15 protein-coding genes and 2 pseudogenes are annotated in these 18363 nt (G+C 53.3%); 9 read left to right on the top strand and 8 right to left on the bottom strand.

Annotation, left to right across the window (positions count from 1 at the left end; all coding sequences use genetic code 11):
* Positions 1-32 precede the first annotated feature (32 nt).
* The 3 genes and pseudogenes from M0646_RS08815 to M0646_RS08805 all read right to left on the bottom strand — a co-directional run.
* A pseudogene (locus tag M0646_RS08815) lies at positions 33-254 on the bottom strand (SAM-dependent methyltransferase); the annotation flags it as partial.
* A 133-nt stretch (positions 255-387) separates the two neighbouring features.
* A complete protein-coding gene (locus M0646_RS08810) occupies positions 388-1698 on the bottom strand; it encodes a folylpolyglutamate synthase/dihydrofolate synthase family protein (RefSeq protein ID WP_315863166.1) in 1311 nt (436 codons plus the stop codon).
* A complete protein-coding gene (locus tag M0646_RS08805; RefSeq protein WP_206201218.1) occupies positions 1668-2300 on the bottom strand; it encodes an MORN repeat-containing protein in 633 nt (210 codons plus the stop codon). Before M0646_RS08805 ends, M0646_RS08810 begins: the two co-directional genes overlap by 31 nt.
* A 418-nt stretch (positions 2301-2718) precedes the next feature.
* On the opposite strand from M0646_RS08805, the gene M0646_RS08800 reads away from it, so the two are divergent.
* From M0646_RS08800 to purU, 5 genes are all read left to right on the top strand, one after another.
* Positions 2719-3543, top strand: coding sequence for a carbohydrate ABC transporter permease (locus tag M0646_RS08800; RefSeq protein WP_226972052.1), 825 nt, complete (start codon positions 2719-2721; stop codon positions 3541-3543).
* A gap of 187 nt (positions 3544-3730) precedes the next feature.
* A complete protein-coding gene (gene groES / locus M0646_RS08795; protein ID WP_149820030.1) occupies positions 3731-4042 on the top strand; it encodes a co-chaperone GroES in 312 nt (103 codons plus the stop codon).
* A 68-nt stretch (positions 4043-4110) separates the two neighbouring features.
* Entirely contained in the window at positions 4111-5748 is a 1638-nt protein-coding gene (gene groL / locus M0646_RS08790; RefSeq protein ID WP_286649542.1) for a chaperonin GroEL, read from the top strand.
* Positions 5749-5922: 174 nt separating this feature from the next.
* Complete coding sequence (gene uvrA / locus M0646_RS08785) at positions 5923-8784, top strand: excinuclease ABC subunit UvrA (RefSeq protein ID WP_286649541.1); 2862 nt, start codon at positions 5923-5925, stop codon at positions 8782-8784.
* A 43-nt stretch (positions 8785-8827) separates the two neighbouring features.
* Positions 8828-9703 carry a formyltetrahydrofolate deformylase gene (gene purU, locus M0646_RS08780; protein ID WP_206201223.1) on the top strand — a complete coding sequence of 292 codons (876 nt, stop codon included), beginning with the start codon at positions 8828-8830 and terminating at the stop codon, positions 9701-9703.
* A 7-nt stretch (positions 9704-9710) separates the two neighbouring features.
* Here the strand turns inward: purU and M0646_RS08775 are convergent, their stop codons facing one another.
* From M0646_RS08775 to M0646_RS08760, 5 genes are all read right to left on the bottom strand, one after another.
* On the bottom strand, positions 9711-10490 hold the full coding sequence (locus tag M0646_RS08775; RefSeq protein ID WP_226971930.1) for a type ISP restriction/modification enzyme: 780 nt from the start codon (positions 10488-10490) through the stop codon (positions 9711-9713).
* Complete coding sequence (locus M0646_RS13135; protein WP_315863165.1) at positions 10435-10662, bottom strand: type ISP restriction/modification enzyme; 228 nt, start codon at positions 10660-10662, stop codon at positions 10435-10437. The genes M0646_RS08775 and M0646_RS13135 overlap by 56 nt, the downstream gene beginning before the upstream one ends.
* Positions 10663-10758: 96 nt before the next feature.
* Positions 10759-11397 carry an Eco57I restriction-modification methylase domain-containing protein gene (locus M0646_RS08770; protein ID WP_286649540.1) on the bottom strand — a complete coding sequence of 213 codons (639 nt, stop codon included), beginning with the start codon at positions 11395-11397 and terminating at the stop codon, positions 10759-10761.
* A gap of 28 nt (positions 11398-11425) precedes the next feature.
* Positions 11426-12160, bottom strand: a complete 735-nt coding sequence (locus M0646_RS08765; RefSeq protein ID WP_286649539.1) for a hypothetical protein — start codon at positions 12158-12160, stop codon at positions 11426-11428.
* Positions 12093-13637 (bottom strand): DEAD/DEAH box helicase family protein, encoded by a 1545-nt coding sequence (locus tag M0646_RS08760; RefSeq protein ID WP_286649538.1) that lies wholly within the window; start codon positions 13635-13637, stop codon positions 12093-12095. The genes M0646_RS08765 and M0646_RS08760 overlap by 68 nt, the downstream gene beginning before the upstream one ends.
* Positions 13638-13762: 125 nt before the next feature.
* Between M0646_RS08760 and M0646_RS13215 the strand changes: the two are divergent.
* The 4 genes and pseudogenes from M0646_RS13215 to M0646_RS08745 form a co-directional block, all read left to right on the top strand.
* Positions 13763-13867 (top strand): annotated as a pseudogene (locus M0646_RS13215) (IS630 family transposase); the annotation flags it as partial.
* Between the two features lie 102 nt (positions 13868-13969).
* Positions 13970-15712: a M48 family metalloprotease gene (locus M0646_RS08755; RefSeq protein WP_286649537.1), complete on the top strand. Its 1743-nt coding sequence runs from the start codon at positions 13970-13972 to the stop codon at positions 15710-15712.
* 24 nt (positions 15713-15736) lie between these two features.
* Complete coding sequence (locus M0646_RS08750) at positions 15737-17164, top strand: YdiU family protein (protein WP_286649536.1); 1428 nt, start codon at positions 15737-15739, stop codon at positions 17162-17164.
* Positions 17161-18354, top strand: coding sequence for a lipid-A-disaccharide synthase-related protein (locus M0646_RS08745; protein ID WP_286649535.1), 1194 nt, complete (start codon positions 17161-17163; stop codon positions 18352-18354). The genes M0646_RS08750 and M0646_RS08745 overlap by 4 nt, the downstream gene beginning before the upstream one ends.
* Positions 18355-18363 lie beyond the last annotated feature (9 nt).

Here is an 18363-nt window from a genome sequence, read left to right as displayed (position 1 = left end):
AACGTTACCTTGATTTTACCGTTCCGCTCCGGTGGCAGATGGCAAAAAATAACAATAATCCCATCCCACGCATTTTCACCAAGGTCAACATCCCGCAGATCGCAGTGATAGGTAGTAATGGAAACTCCCCGTTCTTGAGCAAGATAGACGGCATTACGCCCTTCCCCTTCGGCGAGGGAGAGAATTTGCCCTTGGGGCACAAAGTCATGGGCATGGGCTTTGAGGAAATCGTTTGGCTCTGTGCCGTAGAAATAAGTGTCTCCTTATCAATCCGTTGGCATGAGTGCCCCTAGAGAGGTTCTGGCGGGGATGACTTTCGGGTCATCTAGTCAAGACTCTGTGAACGGGGAATCTCCTGCTATACGCCTAGCGTTAGCGGGATGAGCGTCAAAGTCTAGTTGCTTGAGAACCTTTGCTTGCGATCGCCCCCAAAACGCCAGCAATTAAGTAAAGGGAGCCACAGACCACACAGCGATCGCCTGCCCTATCGAGTGCCTCAGTCACCTCCTTAAAAAGACGGCATTCCCCTAACTCAGGGCAACAGGTGTAGGCAAGTGCCTTCAAGTCCTCTAAGTCAGCGCTAGCGTGATCCGGTACGGGTACCAACCACAGGCGATCGCCCCCTCGCAGGAGATGTTTGAGAATCCCCTCATGATCCTTATTGGCGAGCATCCCCACCACCCATGTCACCTCTGTCCAGCCCAGTTGATCCACGTATTGCCGTAGGTAGGCGGCGGCAGGAGCATTGTGGGCACCATCAATGAGCAGTTTGCGCCCTTGCCACTGTAACCATTGCAGTCGTCCCGGCCAGCGGGTTTGCGCCATTCCCTGTTGAATCGCTTCTCGGGAAATCTGCCAGCCTTGAGATTGTAACTGTTGTAGCGTGGCGATCGCGATCGCTGAATTGACCAACTGCATTTCTCCAGCCAAGGGCAAGGGGTACTCCATCCCCCTCCAAATCGCCCATCCCGGCCGCTTTGCACACCACTGCGCTGGTTCTGGCCAGATCGCTGGGCACCCCAAAGCTTCCAAACGCTGCGCAATCACCGCCTCTGCCTCGGGGGGAACAGGGCCAATGACGGCTGGCACGCCCGGCTTGAGAATACCTGCTTTTTCGCCAGCGATCGCCCCCAAGGTATTGCCCAACCGCTGCCAATGATCCCAACCGATGGAGGTAATCACACTCACCAAAGGGGGCTGACATACATTGGTCGCGTCCAAGCGCCCCCCCAAGCCCACCTCTATCACCGCCACATCCACCCGCTGCTGGGCAAAATACAACCATGCCGCCGCCGTGATCACTTCAAACTGACTGGGGGGATAAGCCACCTGTGGCAGTACCGCTTCAATTTGTTGAATCAAGGTCAAAAAGACCTCAGGGGCAATGGGTTCACCATCGACACAAATCCGCTCACACCAACTCAACAGATGGGGTGAAGTATAACGCCCCGTGCGATAGCCCGCCGCCCGCAAAACACTATCCAAATAGGCACACACCGACCCTTTGCCATTTGTCCCCGCAACGTGGATCAAGGGCACCTGTAACTGGGGAGACCCCAAAGCACTCAGCAGCGCTTGGATGGGTTCAAGGCCAAGGCGCACCCCAAAGCGGGCGTAGGGACTTAGCGCCGCCGTCAGCGGATCACTCACAGCCTGATTGAAGCAGATTAGCGGGGTTCGCGGCGACCATTGCGCCATGTGGCCACAATGCGGGAGCCATCCGGTAGCGTAAAGACCCCCTGTCCTTCAAATAAGCCATTGCGAAACTGTCCGGCATAGCTTGTGCCATCTCCGAAGGAGAGCGTTCCAGTTCCATGATACTTGCCCGCTAGAAACTGCCCCTCATAGCGGGTACCGTCGGGAAAGGTGAGCACCCCCTCCCCATGGTATTGACCATTGAGAAACGTGCCCTCGTAGCGTTGACCATTGGCCAGTTGGAGAGTGCCCTTGCCATTGAAGATGCCATCCACAAAACCCCCTTCGTAGCGTCCCCCATCGGCATAGGTGAGCACCCCCTGACCGTGGTAGCGTCCATTGCGAAATTCCCCTTCATAGCGGTTGCCATTGGCCATTGTGAGGATACCTTGGCCATTAAAACGACCATTGAGCAATTCCCCTTTGTAGGTGCTGCCGTCGGGAAGTGTCATGGTAACATCCCCGGTGACACGCCGCCCTTCATAGACGGCAATTTGGGCAGTTACAGGAGCTAAGTGCAGGGTTGCACATCCTAAACCAACAAGGCAAGAACTCATCACCCAGCGGTAAATAACAGCAGGATTTGGGTTGTACAGATGAGTCATTACTGGACACTCCACAAGGGTGGACAATTGCAACTTCTCTAACTGGCACAGCTTGTCTCCTATGCAAACTTGGGGAGGAAACTCAAAGCTTTGTCTTGGAATCGGTCTCTGTGCCTGCAGCACTTTGAATAAGCAAGTCCTCAGGAGGGTGGTCAAACACTCTCTTGCGAGACGCAAAGGGTGGTATAGTGCTCCCTTGATAGCGTCTTGAGCAAAATCTTGATTGCAAGGATGTCCTCAAGCGCCCTCCCAACCCCCTGAGTGGGGCAGATAAATCTCTATGAAAGGGGGAAGGAGAATGTACCTCACTGGCAGTTAAAGCAGGGATGAGGGAGAATTGGACATGCAGCCCTCGCCAAGAGGCTGGCTTTCCGAAGGGCGCAGGGTTTTGTTTGGGGAGCGGAAGGTTGTGGATGGGCTGAAACGGCTCTTGGGCAGGGGTCACTCCTTGGGGTTGACCCTAGTATTGACACTGGGGGCGTTGCTGGTTCTCAGCCCCCTACTGGTGGTGCTCTGTACGTCGGGCTGGCCACCGGGAACCCTACCTACCCAATTGTTGCCACCCCAAGGCTGGACATGGCAGAGCTATCAGGCAGCATGGCAGCAGGGACACTTTATCTTGGCCTTTGCCAACTCAACGTTTGTGGCTTTGGCGGTAACGGCGCTCCAGTTGGTGACCTCAGCCCTAGCGGGTTACGCCCTTGCGCGACTTTCGTTTCCGGGGCAACAGACGATGTTGCTGCTGATGCTGGCAACCCTAGTGATCCCATTTCAACTTTTGGTAATCCCAATTTTCCTCATCCTCAAGGCGGGTCATCTGATCAATACCTATGGCGCCTTGATCTTGCCGACGGCGGCCAATGGCTTTGGCGTCTTTTTGATGCGGCAGTTTTTTCTCACATTGCCCGTTGCCCTTGAGGAGGCCGCCCTCTTGGATGGAGCCAATCGCTGGCAAGTGCTCTGGCATATTCTCTTGCCCCTGAGCCGACCGGCCTTGGTCACACTCTTTATCTTCACCTTCATTGGGGAGTGGAATGATCTCTTTAAGCCCTTGGTCTTTACCACCAAGCCAGAGCTGATCACGGTGCAGCTTTCCTTGGCCAATTTTCAGGAGCAGTTCACCAATGATTGGCCGTTGATGATGGCGGCGGCGGTGATTGCCACTGTGCCGGTGATGATTTTGTTTATCTTGGGTCAGCGGCAACTGATTCGCGGCATTGCCACAACGGGACTAAAGAGCTAAAGTTCCGTTCGGAAAACCGTACTGCAACAGGAGTTGCGATCGCCAACCGTCTCTCGCTACATTAGCACTCGAAGGGTGAGAGTGCTAAACAATTGCAAGTGATGCTCTTGCCCCCCAGAAACTGCGCGATGAGCCGTGCAGTGAGTGCTATCAATCCATACTCTTAGAATTGGGAGAACAGTACGCTATGGCAGCCGTATCTCTAAGCGTTTCAACTGTGAAGCCTTTGGGCGATCGCATTTTTGTCAAAGTCAGCGAAAGTGAAGAACGTACCGCAGGGGGCATCCTCCTGCCCGACAACGCCCGTGAAAAACCCCAAGTGGGCGAAGTGACCGCCGTCGGTCCTGGCAAACTCACTGAAGACGGCAAGCGTCAGCCCATGGATGTGAAAGTGGGGGACAAAGTGCTGTACTCCAAATATGCCGGTACTGAAGTGAAACTAGCGGGCGAAGACTACGTTCTCCTCTCGGAAAAAGACATCTTGGCCATTGTTGGCTAAGTCGCTGACACTCCTTCATTTCTGTGCGATTTTTCATCACTGTTGAACGATTGAGGTAGGAAACACCTATGGCGAAGCGCATTATCTACAACGAAAATGCTCGTCGTGCCCTCGAAAAAGGGATGGACATCTTGGCTGAATCCGTGGCCGTGACCCTTGGTCCCAAAGGGCGGAACGTGGTTCTGGAGAAAAAATTTGGCGCTCCCCAAATTGTCAACGACGGGGTGACGATCGCCAAGGAAATTGAACTGGAAGATCACATTGAAAACACCGGTGTGGCGCTGATCCGCCAAGCCGCCTCGAAAACCAATGATGCTGCCGGTGACGGTACAACTACGGCAACGGTTCTTGCCCATGCCATGGTGAAAGAGGGGCTGCGCAACGTGGCTGCCGGTGCTAACCCCATTGCCCTGAAACGCGGGATTGACAAAGCCACCCACTTCCTTGTCGAAAAAATTGCTGAACATGCCCGTCCGGTGGAAGATTCCAAAGCCATTGCCCAAGTGGCAGCGATCTCTGCCGGTAACGATGAAGAAGTGGGTCGGATGATTGCCGATGCCATGGACAAAGTGGGCAAAGAAGGCGTGATCTCCCTCGAAGAAGGCAAATCCATGACCACCGAACTCGAGGTCACTGAGGGGATGCGCTTTGACAAGGGCTACATCTCCCCCTACTTTGCCACCGACACCGAGCGCATGGAAGCGGTGCTTGATGAACCCTTCGTGCTGATCACCGACAAGAAAATTACCTTAGTGCAAGATCTGGTGCCGATCCTCGAACAAGTGGCTCGCGCCGGTAAGCCGCTGGTGATCATTGCTGAAGACATCGAGAAAGAAGCCTTGGCGACCCTCGTGGTCAACCGTCTGCGCGGTGTCTTGAATGTGGCTGCGGTGAAAGCTCCCGGCTTTGGCGATCGCCGTAAAGCAATGCTCGAAGATATTGCCGTCCTCACAGCGGGTCAAGTGATCACCGAAGATGCCGGTCTGAAGCTGGAAAATACCAAGCTGGATATGCTCGGTAAAGCTCGCCGCATCACCATCACCAAAGATCACACCACGATTGTGGCCGAAGGCAATGAAAAAGCCGTCAAAGCTCGCTGCGAGCAAATCCGTCGCCAAATCGAAGAAACCGACTCCAGCTACGACAAAGAAAAACTGCAAGAGCGGTTAGCCAAACTCGCTGGTGGTGTGGCGGTGATTAAAGTCGGTGCTGCCACTGAAACTGAAATGAAAGATCGCAAACTCCGTCTGGAAGATGCGATTAACGCCACCAAAGCCGCGGTCGAAGAGGGGATTGTCCCCGGCGGTGGTACCACCTTGGCTCACTTGGCGCCTGAGTTGAGCAACTGGGCGGCTGAGCACCTGACGGGTGAAGAACTGATTGGTGCCAACATTGTTGAGCGTGCCCTTAGCGCTCCCCTGCGTCGCATCGCTGAAAACGCGGGTCAAAACGGTGCCATCATTGTCGAACGGGTCAAAGAAAAACCCTTTGATGTGGGTTATGATGCCGCCAAAGATGAATATGTCAACATGTTCGATGCTGGTATCGTTGACCCTGCCAAAGTCACCCGCTCGGCTCTGCAAAATGCGGCCTCTATTGCCGGTATGGTGCTGACCACCGAGTGCATCATCGTTGACAAACCCGAACCCAAGGACAACAATCCTGCGGGTGCCAGTGCCGGCATGGGCGGTGACTTCGACTACTAAGCCCAATCCAGCGGTGAATCCCTCAGACTCACTGGGTTCACCGCAAGTAACCTAAGTCACACTCACAGCGGGGAAACCACACCCCGCTTTTTTTATTGGATGGTGCCAAACGGGTCTGGCAGCGTTGCTATAATAACCCTCAAGTAACGTTTTTTAACATTCGCAGTTTGCAGCATGGGCGATCCAGTGCCTACGGGTGAAATTCGGGTTCGGGGTGCACGGCAGCATAATCTGAAAAACATTGACCTCGATCTGCCCCGCGATCGCCTGATTGTGATGACAGGGGTTTCTGGTTCCGGTAAGTCCTCTCTGGCCTTTGACACGATTTTTGCTGAAGGGCAACGCCGCTATGTGGAGTCCCTCAGTGCCTATGCACGGCAATTTCTCGGTCAGTTGGATAAGCCTGATGTGGATGCCATTGAGGGGCTGAGTCCAGCGATTTCCATTGATCAAAAGTCCACTTCCCACAATCCTCGCTCGACGGTGGGCACAGTCACGGAAATCTATGACTACCTGCGGCTGCTCTATGGCCGTGCGGGTGAACCCCATTGCCCCCATTGCGATCGCTCGATTCGCCCCCAAGCCGTTGATGAAATGGTGGATCAGGTGATGCAGTTGCCCCCTCAGACCCGCTTTCAAGTCTTAGCACCCATTGTCAAGGGCAAGAAGGGCACCCACAAGAAGCTGCTAGCGAGTCTAGCCAGTGAAGGTTTTGTGCGGGTTCGGATTGATGGTGAGGTGCGCGACCTCAGTGATGCCATTGAACTGGATAAAAACCATGCCCACACGATTGAAATTGTTGTCGATCGCCTTGTGCTGAAGCCGGGGATTGAGGAACGCTTAGCGGACTCGCTGCGAACGGCGTTGCACCATGCCAATGGTACGGCAATGGTCAGTGTGGTACCCCGCGAGGGTGAGGCTGAGGGTCAAACGCTCCTATTTTCCGAAAATTTTGCCTGTCCGGAGCATGGGGCCGTGATGGATGAGCTATCGCCGCGGCTCTTTTCCTTTAACTCCCCCTACGGTGCCTGTCCAGAGTGCCATGGCTTGGGCTATTTGCGCAAATTTAGCCCGGAGTTGATTGTCCCCAATCCTGAACTACCGGTCTATCTGGCGATCGCCCCCTGGGCCGAGAAAGAACACGACTACTACCTTGCTCTCCTCTGGGGCATTGCTGAAGCCTTTGGCTTTGACATCCATACACCGTGGTACCGCCTCACGGAGTTGCAACGGGAAATTATCCTCTACGGCACCGATACCCCAATTCTCATCCCCGCCGATTCCCGCTATCGCAAACGGGACTACTACCGCCAATTTCAAGGGGTGATCCCAATTTTGGAGCGGCATTACCGCGAAGCCACCTCTGAGGCCTACCGCCAAAAGCTGGAAGAGTACCAAGTCAATCAAACCTGCCCCGCCTGTGGTGGTCAACGCCTAAAACCCGCCGCCCTAGCAGTGCGCTTGGGGCAATATCGCCTCACGGATCTCACCAGTGTCTCGATTCGCGAGTGTTTGGCACGGCTGCGATCGCTCCAACTGAGCGCCCGCCAACAGCAGATTGCGGAGCTGGCCCTGCGGGAAGTGACCGCGCGATTACAGTTTCTCGTGGATGTGGGACTAGATTACCTGACGCTGGATCGCAGTGCGGCCACCCTCTCTGGTGGTGAAGCCCAACGCATTCGCTTGGCCACTCAAATTGGCTCTGGCCTGACGGGGGTGCTCTATGTCCTTGATGAACCCAGCATTGGCTTGCATCAGCGGGATAACGATCGCCTGCTGCAAACGCTGTTTCGCCTGCGGGATTTGGGGAATACACTCATTGTTGTCGAACACGATGAGGACACGATCCGCGCTGCCGATCACATTGTTGATATTGGCCCAGGGGCGGGGATCCACGGCGGCCAGATTGTGGCTCAAGGCAGCCTAGAGGCGATTCTCAATCATCCCGACTCCCTGACGGGGGCTTATCTGTCGGGGCGCAAGCGCATTGAAACCCCCAGCGATCGCCGGCCGGGGAATGGTCAATCCCTGATTCTCAAACAGGTATCTCGCAATAATCTCAAGAACATCACCGTAGAAATTCCCCTCGGTAAGCTGGTGTGTCTGACGGGGGTATCGGGGTCGGGAAAATCCACCCTCATGCACGAAGTCCTCTATCCTGCCCTGCAGCACCATCTTGGTCACAGTGTGCCGCTCCCCAAGGGACTTGGCGAGATTGAAGGCTTAAATGCCATTGACAAGGTGATTGTCATTGACCAGTCTCCCATTGGTCGTACCCCCCGCTCGAACCCTGCCACCTACATTGGGGTGTTTGATGTTATCCGTGAGGTCTTTAGCCAAACCGTGGAGGCCAAGGCACGGGGCTATAAACCAGGGCAATTTTCCTTCAATATCAAGGGCGGACGCTGTGAAGCCTGCGCTGGCCAAGGGGTCAATGTGATTGAGATGAACTTTTTGCCCGATGTCTATGTGCAGTGTGAGGTGTGCAAGGGGGCACGCTACAATCGCGATACCCTGCTAGTGAAGTACAAAGGCTGCTCGATCGCCGACGTTTTGGATATGACCGCCGAGACGGCACTGGCCTTTTTTGAAAATATCCCCAAGGCAGTGAGCAAGCTGCAAACCCTCGTGGATGTGGGCTTGGGCTATCTCAAACTAGGGCAAACGGCACCCACCCTCTCTGGGGGCGAAGCCCAACGCTTGAAATTGGCGGCTGAACTGTCGCGCCGCGCCACGGGCAAAACGCTCTACTTGATTGATGAACCCACCACGGGGCTATCTTTTTACGATGTGCATAAACTCCTCGAGGTGTTGCAGCGTCTCGTGGATAAGGGTAACTCGATTTTGGTGATTGAGCACAATCTGGATGTGATTCGCTGTGCCGATTGGATTATTGACCTTGGACCAGAGGGGGGCGATCGCGGCGGAGAGGTGGTTGCCGTCGGCACCCCTGAAGCGGTGGCACTGGTGCCCCAATCCTACACAGGGCAGTACCTCGCCAAGGTGTTAAATCGCGCCGCCAGTCCTCAGCAGTAGTAGAATACAGGTTGCTCTGCCTTGCTTTATTCCCTTTATTCCTATGTCCATGCCCACCATGACCCTCTGCATTTCCTGTCCTGATCAGCGGGGGTTAGTGGCCAAGTTGGCGCAGTTTGTCTATCGCTACAACGGTAACATTGTTCATGCTGATCACCACACGGATGCTGTCGCGGGCATTTTTCTCTCCCGCCTCGAGTGGGAACTAGAGGGCTTTGAAATCCCCCGCGATCAGATTGCTGCCACATTTATCAACTATGCACAGCGGGAAAAAGTCTTTGCCAGTTGGCAAGGGGTGCGCTGGCAGTTGCGGGCGTCGGATATTCCCTATCGCTTGGCCATTTGGGTGAGCCGCCAAGATCATTGCCTGTGGGATTTGCTGCTGCGGCAGCGAGCGGGGGATCTCTTTGCGGAAATTCCCCTGATTATCAGTAACCATGAGCATTTACGTCCCATTGCCGAACAGTTTGGCATTGACTTTCACTATATCCCTGTAACGCCAGAGACCAAGCCCCTTGCCGAAGCCAAGCAGCTGCAACTGCTCAAGGACTACAACATTGATCTGGTGGTGCTGGCCAAGTATATGCAGGTGCTCAGTCCAGAATTTATTGAGGCCTTTCCCCAAGTGATCAACATTCACCATTCATTTTTGCCTGCCTTTGCGGGGGCGAATCCCTACCACCGTGCCTATGAGCGGGGGGTAAAAATCATTGGTGCCACGGCCCACTATGCCACAGCGGATTTAGATGAAGGACCGATTATTGAGCAGGCAGTTGTGCACATTAGCCATCGCGATACGGTGGCAGATCTGATTCGCAAGGGCAAGGATTTAGAACGGGTGGTCTTGGCACGGGCAGTACGGCTGCATTTGCAAAATCGGATTCTGGTGTATGGCAATCGCACGGCAGTCTTTGCCTAGGCGCTAATCAGGGGGCAGTTGCCTTTTTGCTGAGGAGCTTGAACTTTGGAAGCTGTTGGACAATCTGGAGCGTTTCGACGCTCACTCGCACCACGCGCTTCAGTAAGTCAATAATGTAGCGGGGATCTGCTGACCAGTCGTTGGGGTCATTGCGAATTTGGCTGTCTTTATCCACAGTGACTTGATAGTGATCCATCACCCACTCGATGGCAGGCTTGCCATTCACCACATAGTCATAGGCTTGAAGAGGAATCCCCGTTAGGGTGACATAACGGTTGTAAATAATCGTGGTCTTATCCACCTGCTGCCCTTTTTTGGCAAAGCGCATCTTTTCAACGCGATAGAAGGTTTTGGCATCAGTGGTCAGGGGGGCTGCCAACTCAGTGAGGGGGTAGGGGTCAATGGTTTCATAGTGGAGATGCCAGTGAGCCAACTCTCGGCCTGCCTTGCTAAAGCCCCAAAAATCTTCAACGTAGGGAATGCGCGGCAGCATCTTTTTCAGGTCATTGGCGTAGCGTTGGCGATAGTCAGGACTGTGCAAAATGCCATAAACGTAGTAGAAAATATCCTCTTTACCGATTTGGGTATCCCCGTAGGTGTCGCGAAAGACTTTGAGGATGGCATCATTGATATTCTCTTTCTGGCGATAGCCCGTTGATGTGTTGCTCTCAAATAACGATCCCTGTGGCGTGGCTTCAACTTTTTCATAGGTATAGAGGGGAAAACATTGGCTATTGGAAATTAACTCTAAGTCGGGTACTGATGCTTTTAGGGTCTGTATTGACAAAGGAATCAATGGCTTGATGGCGTTCTTGTTGTGTGAGTGATTTATTTTCAAGAAATGCTTTGAATCGCTCAACCTCTGAATTGTAGAAGTCAATCATTCGGTACATATTTTGATGTAGAGAGACCTGTGAAAAGTTATAACACCATGTATCTCTACTCGTTACAATACCCATTGAATAAATATTAAAAATACAGTATCCTAATTTAGGATTTTTATCACCTAAAGAAACAAAGTTTTCAAACTCTGGATTGCGAGCATTGATCCAATCTTACTGCTCATTGGGTGTAACCTCTTGCCAAGGTAGGGTTGTGTAGTCACCAAAGGTGGCAATCTTGCTTAGTTTCTCTTCCCGACTCAGATAATAGCCAATATCGTGATAGTAAATTTCATGATTGGTTTTGGCAGGATTCTTGATCAACAGGGTAATGGCAACTGTATTTGTACAACCTTGACCAAAAATTTGTCCCCCCTCTTTCTTAGCTCGCTCACCAGAAGTTTTCTGTCCTCTTAGTCCCCGCAGATTAAAGACATAGACACTGGTAAACTCATCAGCAAGACATTTGCGCAAGCCATCCATTGCATTGCTGTCAATAAAGGAGCCGTTTGTCACAAAGGCAATCACGCCTTTTTCCCCTAGACGATCCGTTGCCCAGCGAATAGCACGAATATATGAGTCATAAGGACTTCTTTTTAAAGTCGCGTTAGAAAATTTTGCATAAGTCTCAGCAATCTTTTTATCAAGTCTCTGGTATTTTAGATTTTTGTTACTATCATTTTCGCTCTTTTGCCCTGCGGAATAGGGCGGATTGCCAATGATCACGGTGATCTTTTCTTGTTTCTGCGCTAAAACGCGGCGATTGTTTTCAGGGAAGAAGGCTTCATTGAGGGTGCCCTCGTGTTCATACATTTGAAACGTATCGGTGAGGACAATGCCGTTAAAGGCCGTTAAAGGGGGCGTAGTGTCCTGTAAGGCTAGCGTAGGCGGTCTCAATGTTGATGGCCGCAATGTAGTAGGGCAGTAGCAGAATTTCGTTGGCGTGGAGTTCGCGGCTGTACTTGGTGGGCACAGCTTCGCGGGGAATCAAGCCACTCTGGAGCAACCGCACAATAAAGGTTCCCGTCCCCGTAAAAGGATCGAGGATATGCACATTCTCTGAGGCTAGACTGAGGCCAAATTCCTGCTGGAGCGCTGCATCGGCACTGCGGATGATGAAGTCCACAATTTCCACAGGGGTATAGACAATGCCCAACCGCTCTGCCATTTTCGGAAAGGCCAGCTTAAAGAATCCCTCATACAACTCAATGACAATTTTTTGCTTGCCCTGTAGGTTGTCAATGCCGCTGGCACGCAACTTGACGCTGGTATAAAAGTCCTCTAACTTGGCGGTTTCCTTGTCGAGAGCCTGCCCCTCTAGCACCGCAATCATCGTCTCCATCGCTGCCGAAACGGGGTTGTACTGGCTAAAGGCATAGTCGGCAAAGAGGGCATCAAAAACGGGTTTGGTAATGAGGTGCTGCGACAGCATCTCTATGGTGGCGGCTGCGGTAATGCTGGGGTTGATGATCTCCTGCAAACTGGCGACAAAGGCATCAAATTGGGCCCTAACGCTGGGATTTTTGGCGATGATGCCCTCCATGCGCGTGCGATGGTGATCGGCAATGATGGCCACATCCTTGGCCCAGTCCTCCCAATACTGGCGATCGCCACACTTTATGCACCACCTTGGCGTAGAGGGCTTCTTTCCACTCCTCCAGTTCTGGCCAGTGAAACGCTAACTGCACGGGTGTGAGGTCGTTGTCAATTTCTTCACTGTCTTCACGGCCACCCCCAATCCCAATCACATCAATTTGCGGGGGTCGCTGCTGATTGAGTGCCAGCTTGTTGACAATGGCATTAAAGCGATCGTCGTGCGCCCGTACGGCCTCACCAAAGCCCAAGCGGTGCAGTTCCTTGCCATAGATGGCTTCCTCATCCATCGAGCAAAGGGTGATGTTTTCTTCTAATGCCTTGCTCTTGGCGCGATCGCCATACAGGCGCGGTGTTGCCGTCATATAGAGGCGTTTCTTGCCTTGGACGTGCTCTTGACGGTGGACGCGGGTAAATTGCGATTCCTCTTGGCTAGAGAGAATCACGCCCGTGGTGCGGTGAGCCTCATCGCAGATGATCAAATCAAAGGGGGGTAGGCCAGCCTTTTGGGCGGCAGTAATGCTCTCAATCGATTGATAGGTGGAGAAAATCACCGTCATCTTGTTGGTTGCTGCTGCTGCCCCCTTGCGAATCTTCTCGCTATCGGTGGTTGCAGGAAAGGGTAGATCACTGGCTTTGAGGTCTTCGCTGTCTGTGCGCCGCCCCACCTTCACATCGGAGCAGACGGCAATGGGATGTAGGGGAATTTCTGCTTCGGCAGTCCACTCCCGCAAACTCTGAGACAGCAACGAAATCGAGGGCACCAGAAAAAGCACCCGTCCCCCTTTGCCCACCATCCGCTCAGCAATTTTCAAAGCCGTAAAGGTTTTGCCCGTGCCACAGGCCATGATCAGCTTGCCGCGATCGGCGGTTTGCAATCCTGCGATCACATTGTCAACGGCTATTTGCTGGTGGGGACGCAATTCCTTGCGGGGAAGGCGTTTGAGAGAATAGCTTCCCTTGGCATCTTGGAGCCGCTGGCTACCTGTGGGTATGGTGTCGCTAGAAAACTGCTCCCAATCAATGGGGCTATTGGCGAGGTCGTGTACCGTGAGGCGATGGACGGGGACTTTTTGATTGTCAAGAGTTTTGTTCAGATTCTCTGACCAGCGATCGATGGTAGAGACCAAGAGCCGATGACTAAATTCCGCCTTGCCCGAGGCTGCCAAAAAGGAATCCACATCACTTTTGCTGAGAGTATGCTCAGGATGGTAAAACTTGCACTGAATCGCCCAAAGCTCGCCACTGATCCGTTCTTTGGCCACCAAGTCAATGCCAATGTCGCCACTATTGCCCCGCTGCGGATACTCCCACCACAGCCACACATCGCTAAATAAATCCTGATAGTAAGGGTCAGTGCGAAAGTAAGCCTGCATCAACCGCTCAAAGCGATCGCCCAAGTGCCGTTTTGACTCTGCTGCTGCTCGAAACTCCGCCAAAATATCATTGATCGTAGTCATGAGACTTGTCGCACTGCTAATTTTTTTTGTAATACAGCCCTTTTCTCAAACAGGCGATCATCTCGCCCTAGGGGCTTTCAAGGTTTGAGGCCTCTTGTCTTCAAGAATTGCAGGAGGTCACTCCTTTGAATGTGATTGAGCACGACTTCAGTGCGTTGAAGCGAGCGCGGATGTATGCAGGGTCAAACAATTCTATTGATGAAGTGATTCGCAATTATTGTGCCGAATAGCGTCTCATTCTTTATTGGAATAGATATAATTCTAACGACGACCCAATTCACCCATGCCTAGTGATTAGACTATAAAGCATCAGGTGGCTTGAGGACAGTTTCATGGTGCAAGATGGGTTACGCTACTGGTCGCTGGGTATTGTCCTTCTTTTAGGGGTGGGTCTTGAACCGGTTAGAGCAGCAGAGATGTCCCTACCCCAAACGGGTGTAGCAGAGGAGGAGTTGATTGCTCTCATAAAAGAAGACCCCTTTGCCCAAGCTCGCCTGCCGCAATCTGAAGGCGCTGCTGTCGATCTATTGCCGCTGCCACCCCAGCCCTCCGCAGAAGTCGTTCCGCCTGTAGAATCCCCTGCCCCCCTACCCACGAGCACTGAGATCAAGGGTGATTCAGCAGCCCCCTCTGTGGAACCTGCACTAAGAACAACTGACAATTCGCCAGAGGCTTCAACAACAGTGGAACTGACAGCAGAGCAAGCCGCACAGGAGGCGCGTTTAGCACTTCTACGGGAGGGCGATCGCCACTGGCAATTGGGAGATACCGTCACAGCCCAAACCTATTACCAAAAGGCCAAGGCTGACCTAGATTTGCCACCGCCCCGTGTCACCCCCCCCGCCGTACTGGAAATTAGTCAACTGCCCCCCGCTGCCCAAGTCTATTGGCGAGAAGTTCAAGGGGGTTCCCAACTCTACAGTGCCCAAGCCGTGCCCCTGCGGCTGTTGGTGGAGCAATTCCCAGAGTTTATCCCCGGCCAAGTGCGCTTCGCTGAGTTTCTAGCGCAGCAGGGTTCCCTCAAAGAGGCCTATGCCCATCTCGAAAAAGCCGCCAGCCTCTATCCTGATCAACCCGATATTCAACGTAGCCTCGTCACCCTCTACGATCGCCAGCAACAGTGGCTAGAAGCCGCCCTTGCCGCCCAACGTTTTGCCCTACTGAATCCTGACCACCCCGCCACACCCGAATTTCAGCAACTAGCCGCAGAGCGAATGCAACGGTTCCGTCGTCGCCTTCAGGGACAACTGCGCGAAGGCATGATTGTCGGCGCCCTCACTGGACTGGTGGGTGTGGCACTCACGGGCAATCCCTTACTATCCTTGGACTCAATTCAAATGATGGCCTTGATGATGCAGGGAGAATCTGCCCTAGGCCGTTCAGCAGCACAGCAAATTAGCCGCCAAGTCAAGCTCCTTGAGGATCCTGAGGTTCAAGCCTATGTCAATGAAGTGGGGCAACGCCTCGCCAAAGTGGCCGGTCGCAATGAGTTTGAGTATGAGTTTTTTGTGATAAAAGATAATGATCTCAATGCCTTTGCCCTGCCAGGAGGCAAGATTTTTATCAATTCCGGTGCAATTCTCAAAGCCAATACCGAGGCAGAACTTGCTGGCTTACTGGCTCACGAAATTGCCCACGCGGTGCTCTCCCACGGTTTTCGCTTGGTCACCCAAGGCACGGCCACTGCCAACTTGACGCGGTTATTACCTGCTGGTGGCTATGTGACAGGGATTCTCGTGACTAGCTATAGTCGAGAAATGGAGCGAGAGGCGGATATTTTGGGCACACGGATTCTGGCGAGGGCAGGCTATGCCGCTGATGGCCTACTGAACCTCATGCACACCCTCAAGAAGGAATACCGTCATCAGGAGCCACCGTTACCATGGTTTTCTACCCACCCACCGACCAATGAGCGCATTCGCTATATCCGTGGTTTGATGCGCGATCGCGGGTACACCCCCTTTGCCTTTGAGGGGGTCGAACGCCATCAACAAATTCAAGCGCGCTTGCGTACCCTTGTGGATCCCCCCAATCCCAAAAAGTCCAAACGGGAAACTGCCAAGACGCCGCAATAGCTGAGTCCGCTTTGAATGTTCTGAATGTCTCGACATTGCTTTCAAAACCTTGAGTACGAACCCGCATTTCTCTCCCTAGGGGAAGAGTACTGGGACGAGGTACAGGCGGCAACCTTTCCGCAGCATATTCTGCGTTTTCGCAATGATGCCCTCTTACCCCTGATGGGTCTGAATCCCGCCAAGGTAACTGATGCTGACTTTATTGCGGCCTTTGGCCAGTTTCAGGGGCGTGAACCTTTTTTAGCAATGCGTTACCACGGCTACCAATTTGGGGAATACAATGCTCGCTTGGGGGATGGCCGAGGGTTTCTCTATGGTCAGTTTCGCGGTGTGGATGGTCAACTGTATGACCTTGGCACGAAAGGATCTGGCACCACACCCTATTCGCGGGGGGGAGATGGTCGCCTGACACTCAAAGGCGGTGTCCGTGAGGTTTTGGCCAGTGAACTGCTGCATCGCTTGGGGGTGAGCACCTTTCGCAGTCTCAGCTTGGTGGAAACGGGAGAATCCCTCTGGCGAGGGGATGAGCCATCGCCGACGCGATCGAGTGTCTTAGTGCGCCTTGGCCGTTCCCATATTCGCTTTGGTACCTTTGAGCGGCTCCACTATCTGCGGCGACCGGACTTGATTCGACGGTTGCTCGACCACGTCATTGACTACTACTACCCCCACTTGCTAGAGATCCCAAACCCCAAGGAACGGGATTGTGCCTTTTATCGTGAGCTAGTGGCACGCACAGCGGATCTGGCGGCGCAGTGGTTGGTGGCGGGGTTTTGCCACGGTGTTTTGAACACCGATAATATGGCCATTACGGGCGAGAGCTTCGACTATGGTCCCTATGTCTTTTTGGAGCACTATGATTTGGGGTTTACAGCCGCCTACTTTGACTACTATGGCCGCTACGCCTACGGCAATCAACCAGCAATTTGTGCTTGGAATTTGGAGAAGCTGCAAATCCCTCTGTCTTCAGTAATGCCCCTTGAGGAAATGCAAGCTGCCCTAAAGACCTTTGGCGATCGCTGCCAAACCACCTACTTGAAACTCATGCTCAAGCGCCTCGGTTGGGCAGATCTTCCTCTAGAAATTGGCCGTCCCTTAGTGGCAGAGACCCAAGCTTTTCTCAGCCGCAGCACCATCAGTTATCCCCAATTCTTTGTCAGCCTACGGCAAGAATTCTCCCCTGAGTGGGCTGTAGATCCCAGTCATATCTTTCGTAACAGCTCAACCCTCACGCCAGCAGATCAGAAATTGCTAGAGGCTTGGAAAAGAACCTATTTTGAGCTACTTCAGCAAGCCACGCCGTTACAACAAGCCGCACTTCCCCAAACCCTAGCGGCTGCCAATCCCCTTGTTATCCTGACTCGTCCGCAGATTGAACACATTTGGCAGGCCATTGATCAGGCGGATGATTGGTCACGATTTACTACAGCCCTTGAGTTGATGCAGGCATGAAGCGACTCCTTTGCCTGAGTAATGGCCACGGTGAGGACGCGATCGCCAGCTCGATTTTGCAGGCCTTGCGGCAGCGGTGCCCACACTTAGACCTAATGGCGTTGCCCTTGGTGGGCTTAGGGTCTGCCTATACGCGGCTGGGAATTCCTGTATTGCAGCCCGGAAAAATACTCCCCTCTGGGGGCTTTATCTACATGGATCTGCGACAGCTATGGCGGGATCTTAGAGCAGGGCTGCTGGGACTGTTGGGGGCGCAGGTTCGTGCTATTCAGCGTTGGCAGCGATTCTCTGCAGGGCATCTCTTAGCGGTGGGGGATATTGTGCCTCTACTGCTGGCCTATGGCACAGGGGGAACCTATAGTTTTATCGGCACTGCTAAGTCTGACTATTACCTATATGACCCGACGGGGCGTCCCTATCGTTGGGGCATGGGCTGGGCGGGGAGTGACTACCTGCCTTGGGAACGATGGTTGTGGCGATCGCCCCGCTGTCGAGGCATTTTTGTCCGTGATGAGTTAACCGCTAAAGGGTTGCGGCAATTCGGTTACACGGTTCACTACTGTGGCAATCCCATGATGGACTTAGTGATGCCACCCCCTGAGCGATCGCCTTTTACGACTAGAACCATTGTGCTACTGCCGGGGTCTCGTGCCCCTGAGGCCTACCGCAATTGGCAGCAGATCCTACGGGTACTGGCGCCCTATGCCGATCAGCCGCTGACCTGTCTTGCCGCTGTCAGTCCCAGCCTTGATTTACGGATGCTTGAGCAAAGCCTTGAGGGTTGGCAACCCATCGCCAGTGCATTACCCCAGACCAGCGCATGGCAGTTGGGTCAGCAACAACTGATTTTAAGTTCACATCACTTTCGTGAATTTCTGCATTGGGCCGAAGGGGGCATTGCCCTCGCCGGCACAGCCACAGAGCAGTGTGTGGGCTTAGGGAAACCCGTGATCACCTTTGCGGGTGCAGGCCCCCAGTTTACCCGTGAGTTTGCTAGTCGCCAAAAACGCCTTCTCGGAGACTCGATTTTCCTACTCGATGATCCTCAAGGAGCCATCCCGACCCTTTGGCAGATTTGGGAAGATGCGACTTTACTTGCGCGAATTGCCGCCAATGGCAAAGAACGCATGGGCGACCCCGGAGCGAGCGATCGCATTGCTGAGCAACTGTTAAAAATACTCGGCAATTGAGTCCTGCTA

It is taken from the genome of Thermosynechococcus sp. B3, from assembly GCF_030323045.1.
GTDB lineage: Bacteria > Cyanobacteriota > Cyanobacteriia > Thermosynechococcales > Thermosynechococcaceae > Thermosynechococcus.
Note: the sequence above shows the minus strand (reverse complement) of the source record. Positions and strands in the feature narration are given on the sequence as shown.

Coding starts and splice junctions, on each gene's coding strand:
- M0646_RS08810 (WP_315863166.1), bottom strand. CDS start 1,698: ATGGCGCAATGGTCGCCGCGAACCCCGCTAATCTGCTTCAATCAGGCT.
- M0646_RS08805 (WP_206201218.1), bottom strand. CDS start 2,300: ATGACTCATCTGTACAACCCAAATCCTGCTGTTATTTACCGCTGGGTG.
- groES (WP_149820030.1), top strand. CDS start 3,731: ATGGCAGCCGTATCTCTAAGCGTTTCAACTGTGAAGCCTTTGGGCGAT.
- groL (WP_286649542.1), top strand. CDS start 4,111: ATGGCGAAGCGCATTATCTACAACGAAAATGCTCGTCGTGCCCTCGAA.
- uvrA (WP_286649541.1), top strand. CDS start 5,923: ATGGGCGATCCAGTGCCTACGGGTGAAATTCGGGTTCGGGGTGCACGG.
- purU (WP_206201223.1), top strand. CDS start 8,828: ATGTCCATGCCCACCATGACCCTCTGCATTTCCTGTCCTGATCAGCGG.
- M0646_RS13135 (WP_315863165.1), bottom strand. CDS start 10,662: ATGGGTATTGTAACGAGTAGAGATACATGGTGTTATAACTTTTCACAG.
- M0646_RS08770 (WP_286649540.1), bottom strand. CDS start 11,397: ATGTATGAACACGAGGGCACCCTCAATGAAGCCTTCTTCCCTGAAAAC.
- M0646_RS08760 (WP_286649538.1), bottom strand. CDS start 13,637: ATGACTACGATCAATGATATTTTGGCGGAGTTTCGAGCAGCAGCAGAG.
- M0646_RS08755 (WP_286649537.1), top strand. CDS start 13,970: ATGGTGCAAGATGGGTTACGCTACTGGTCGCTGGGTATTGTCCTTCTT.
- M0646_RS08750 (WP_286649536.1), top strand. CDS start 15,737: ATGTCTCGACATTGCTTTCAAAACCTTGAGTACGAACCCGCATTTCTC.
- M0646_RS08745 (WP_286649535.1), top strand. CDS start 17,161: ATGAAGCGACTCCTTTGCCTGAGTAATGGCCACGGTGAGGACGCGATC.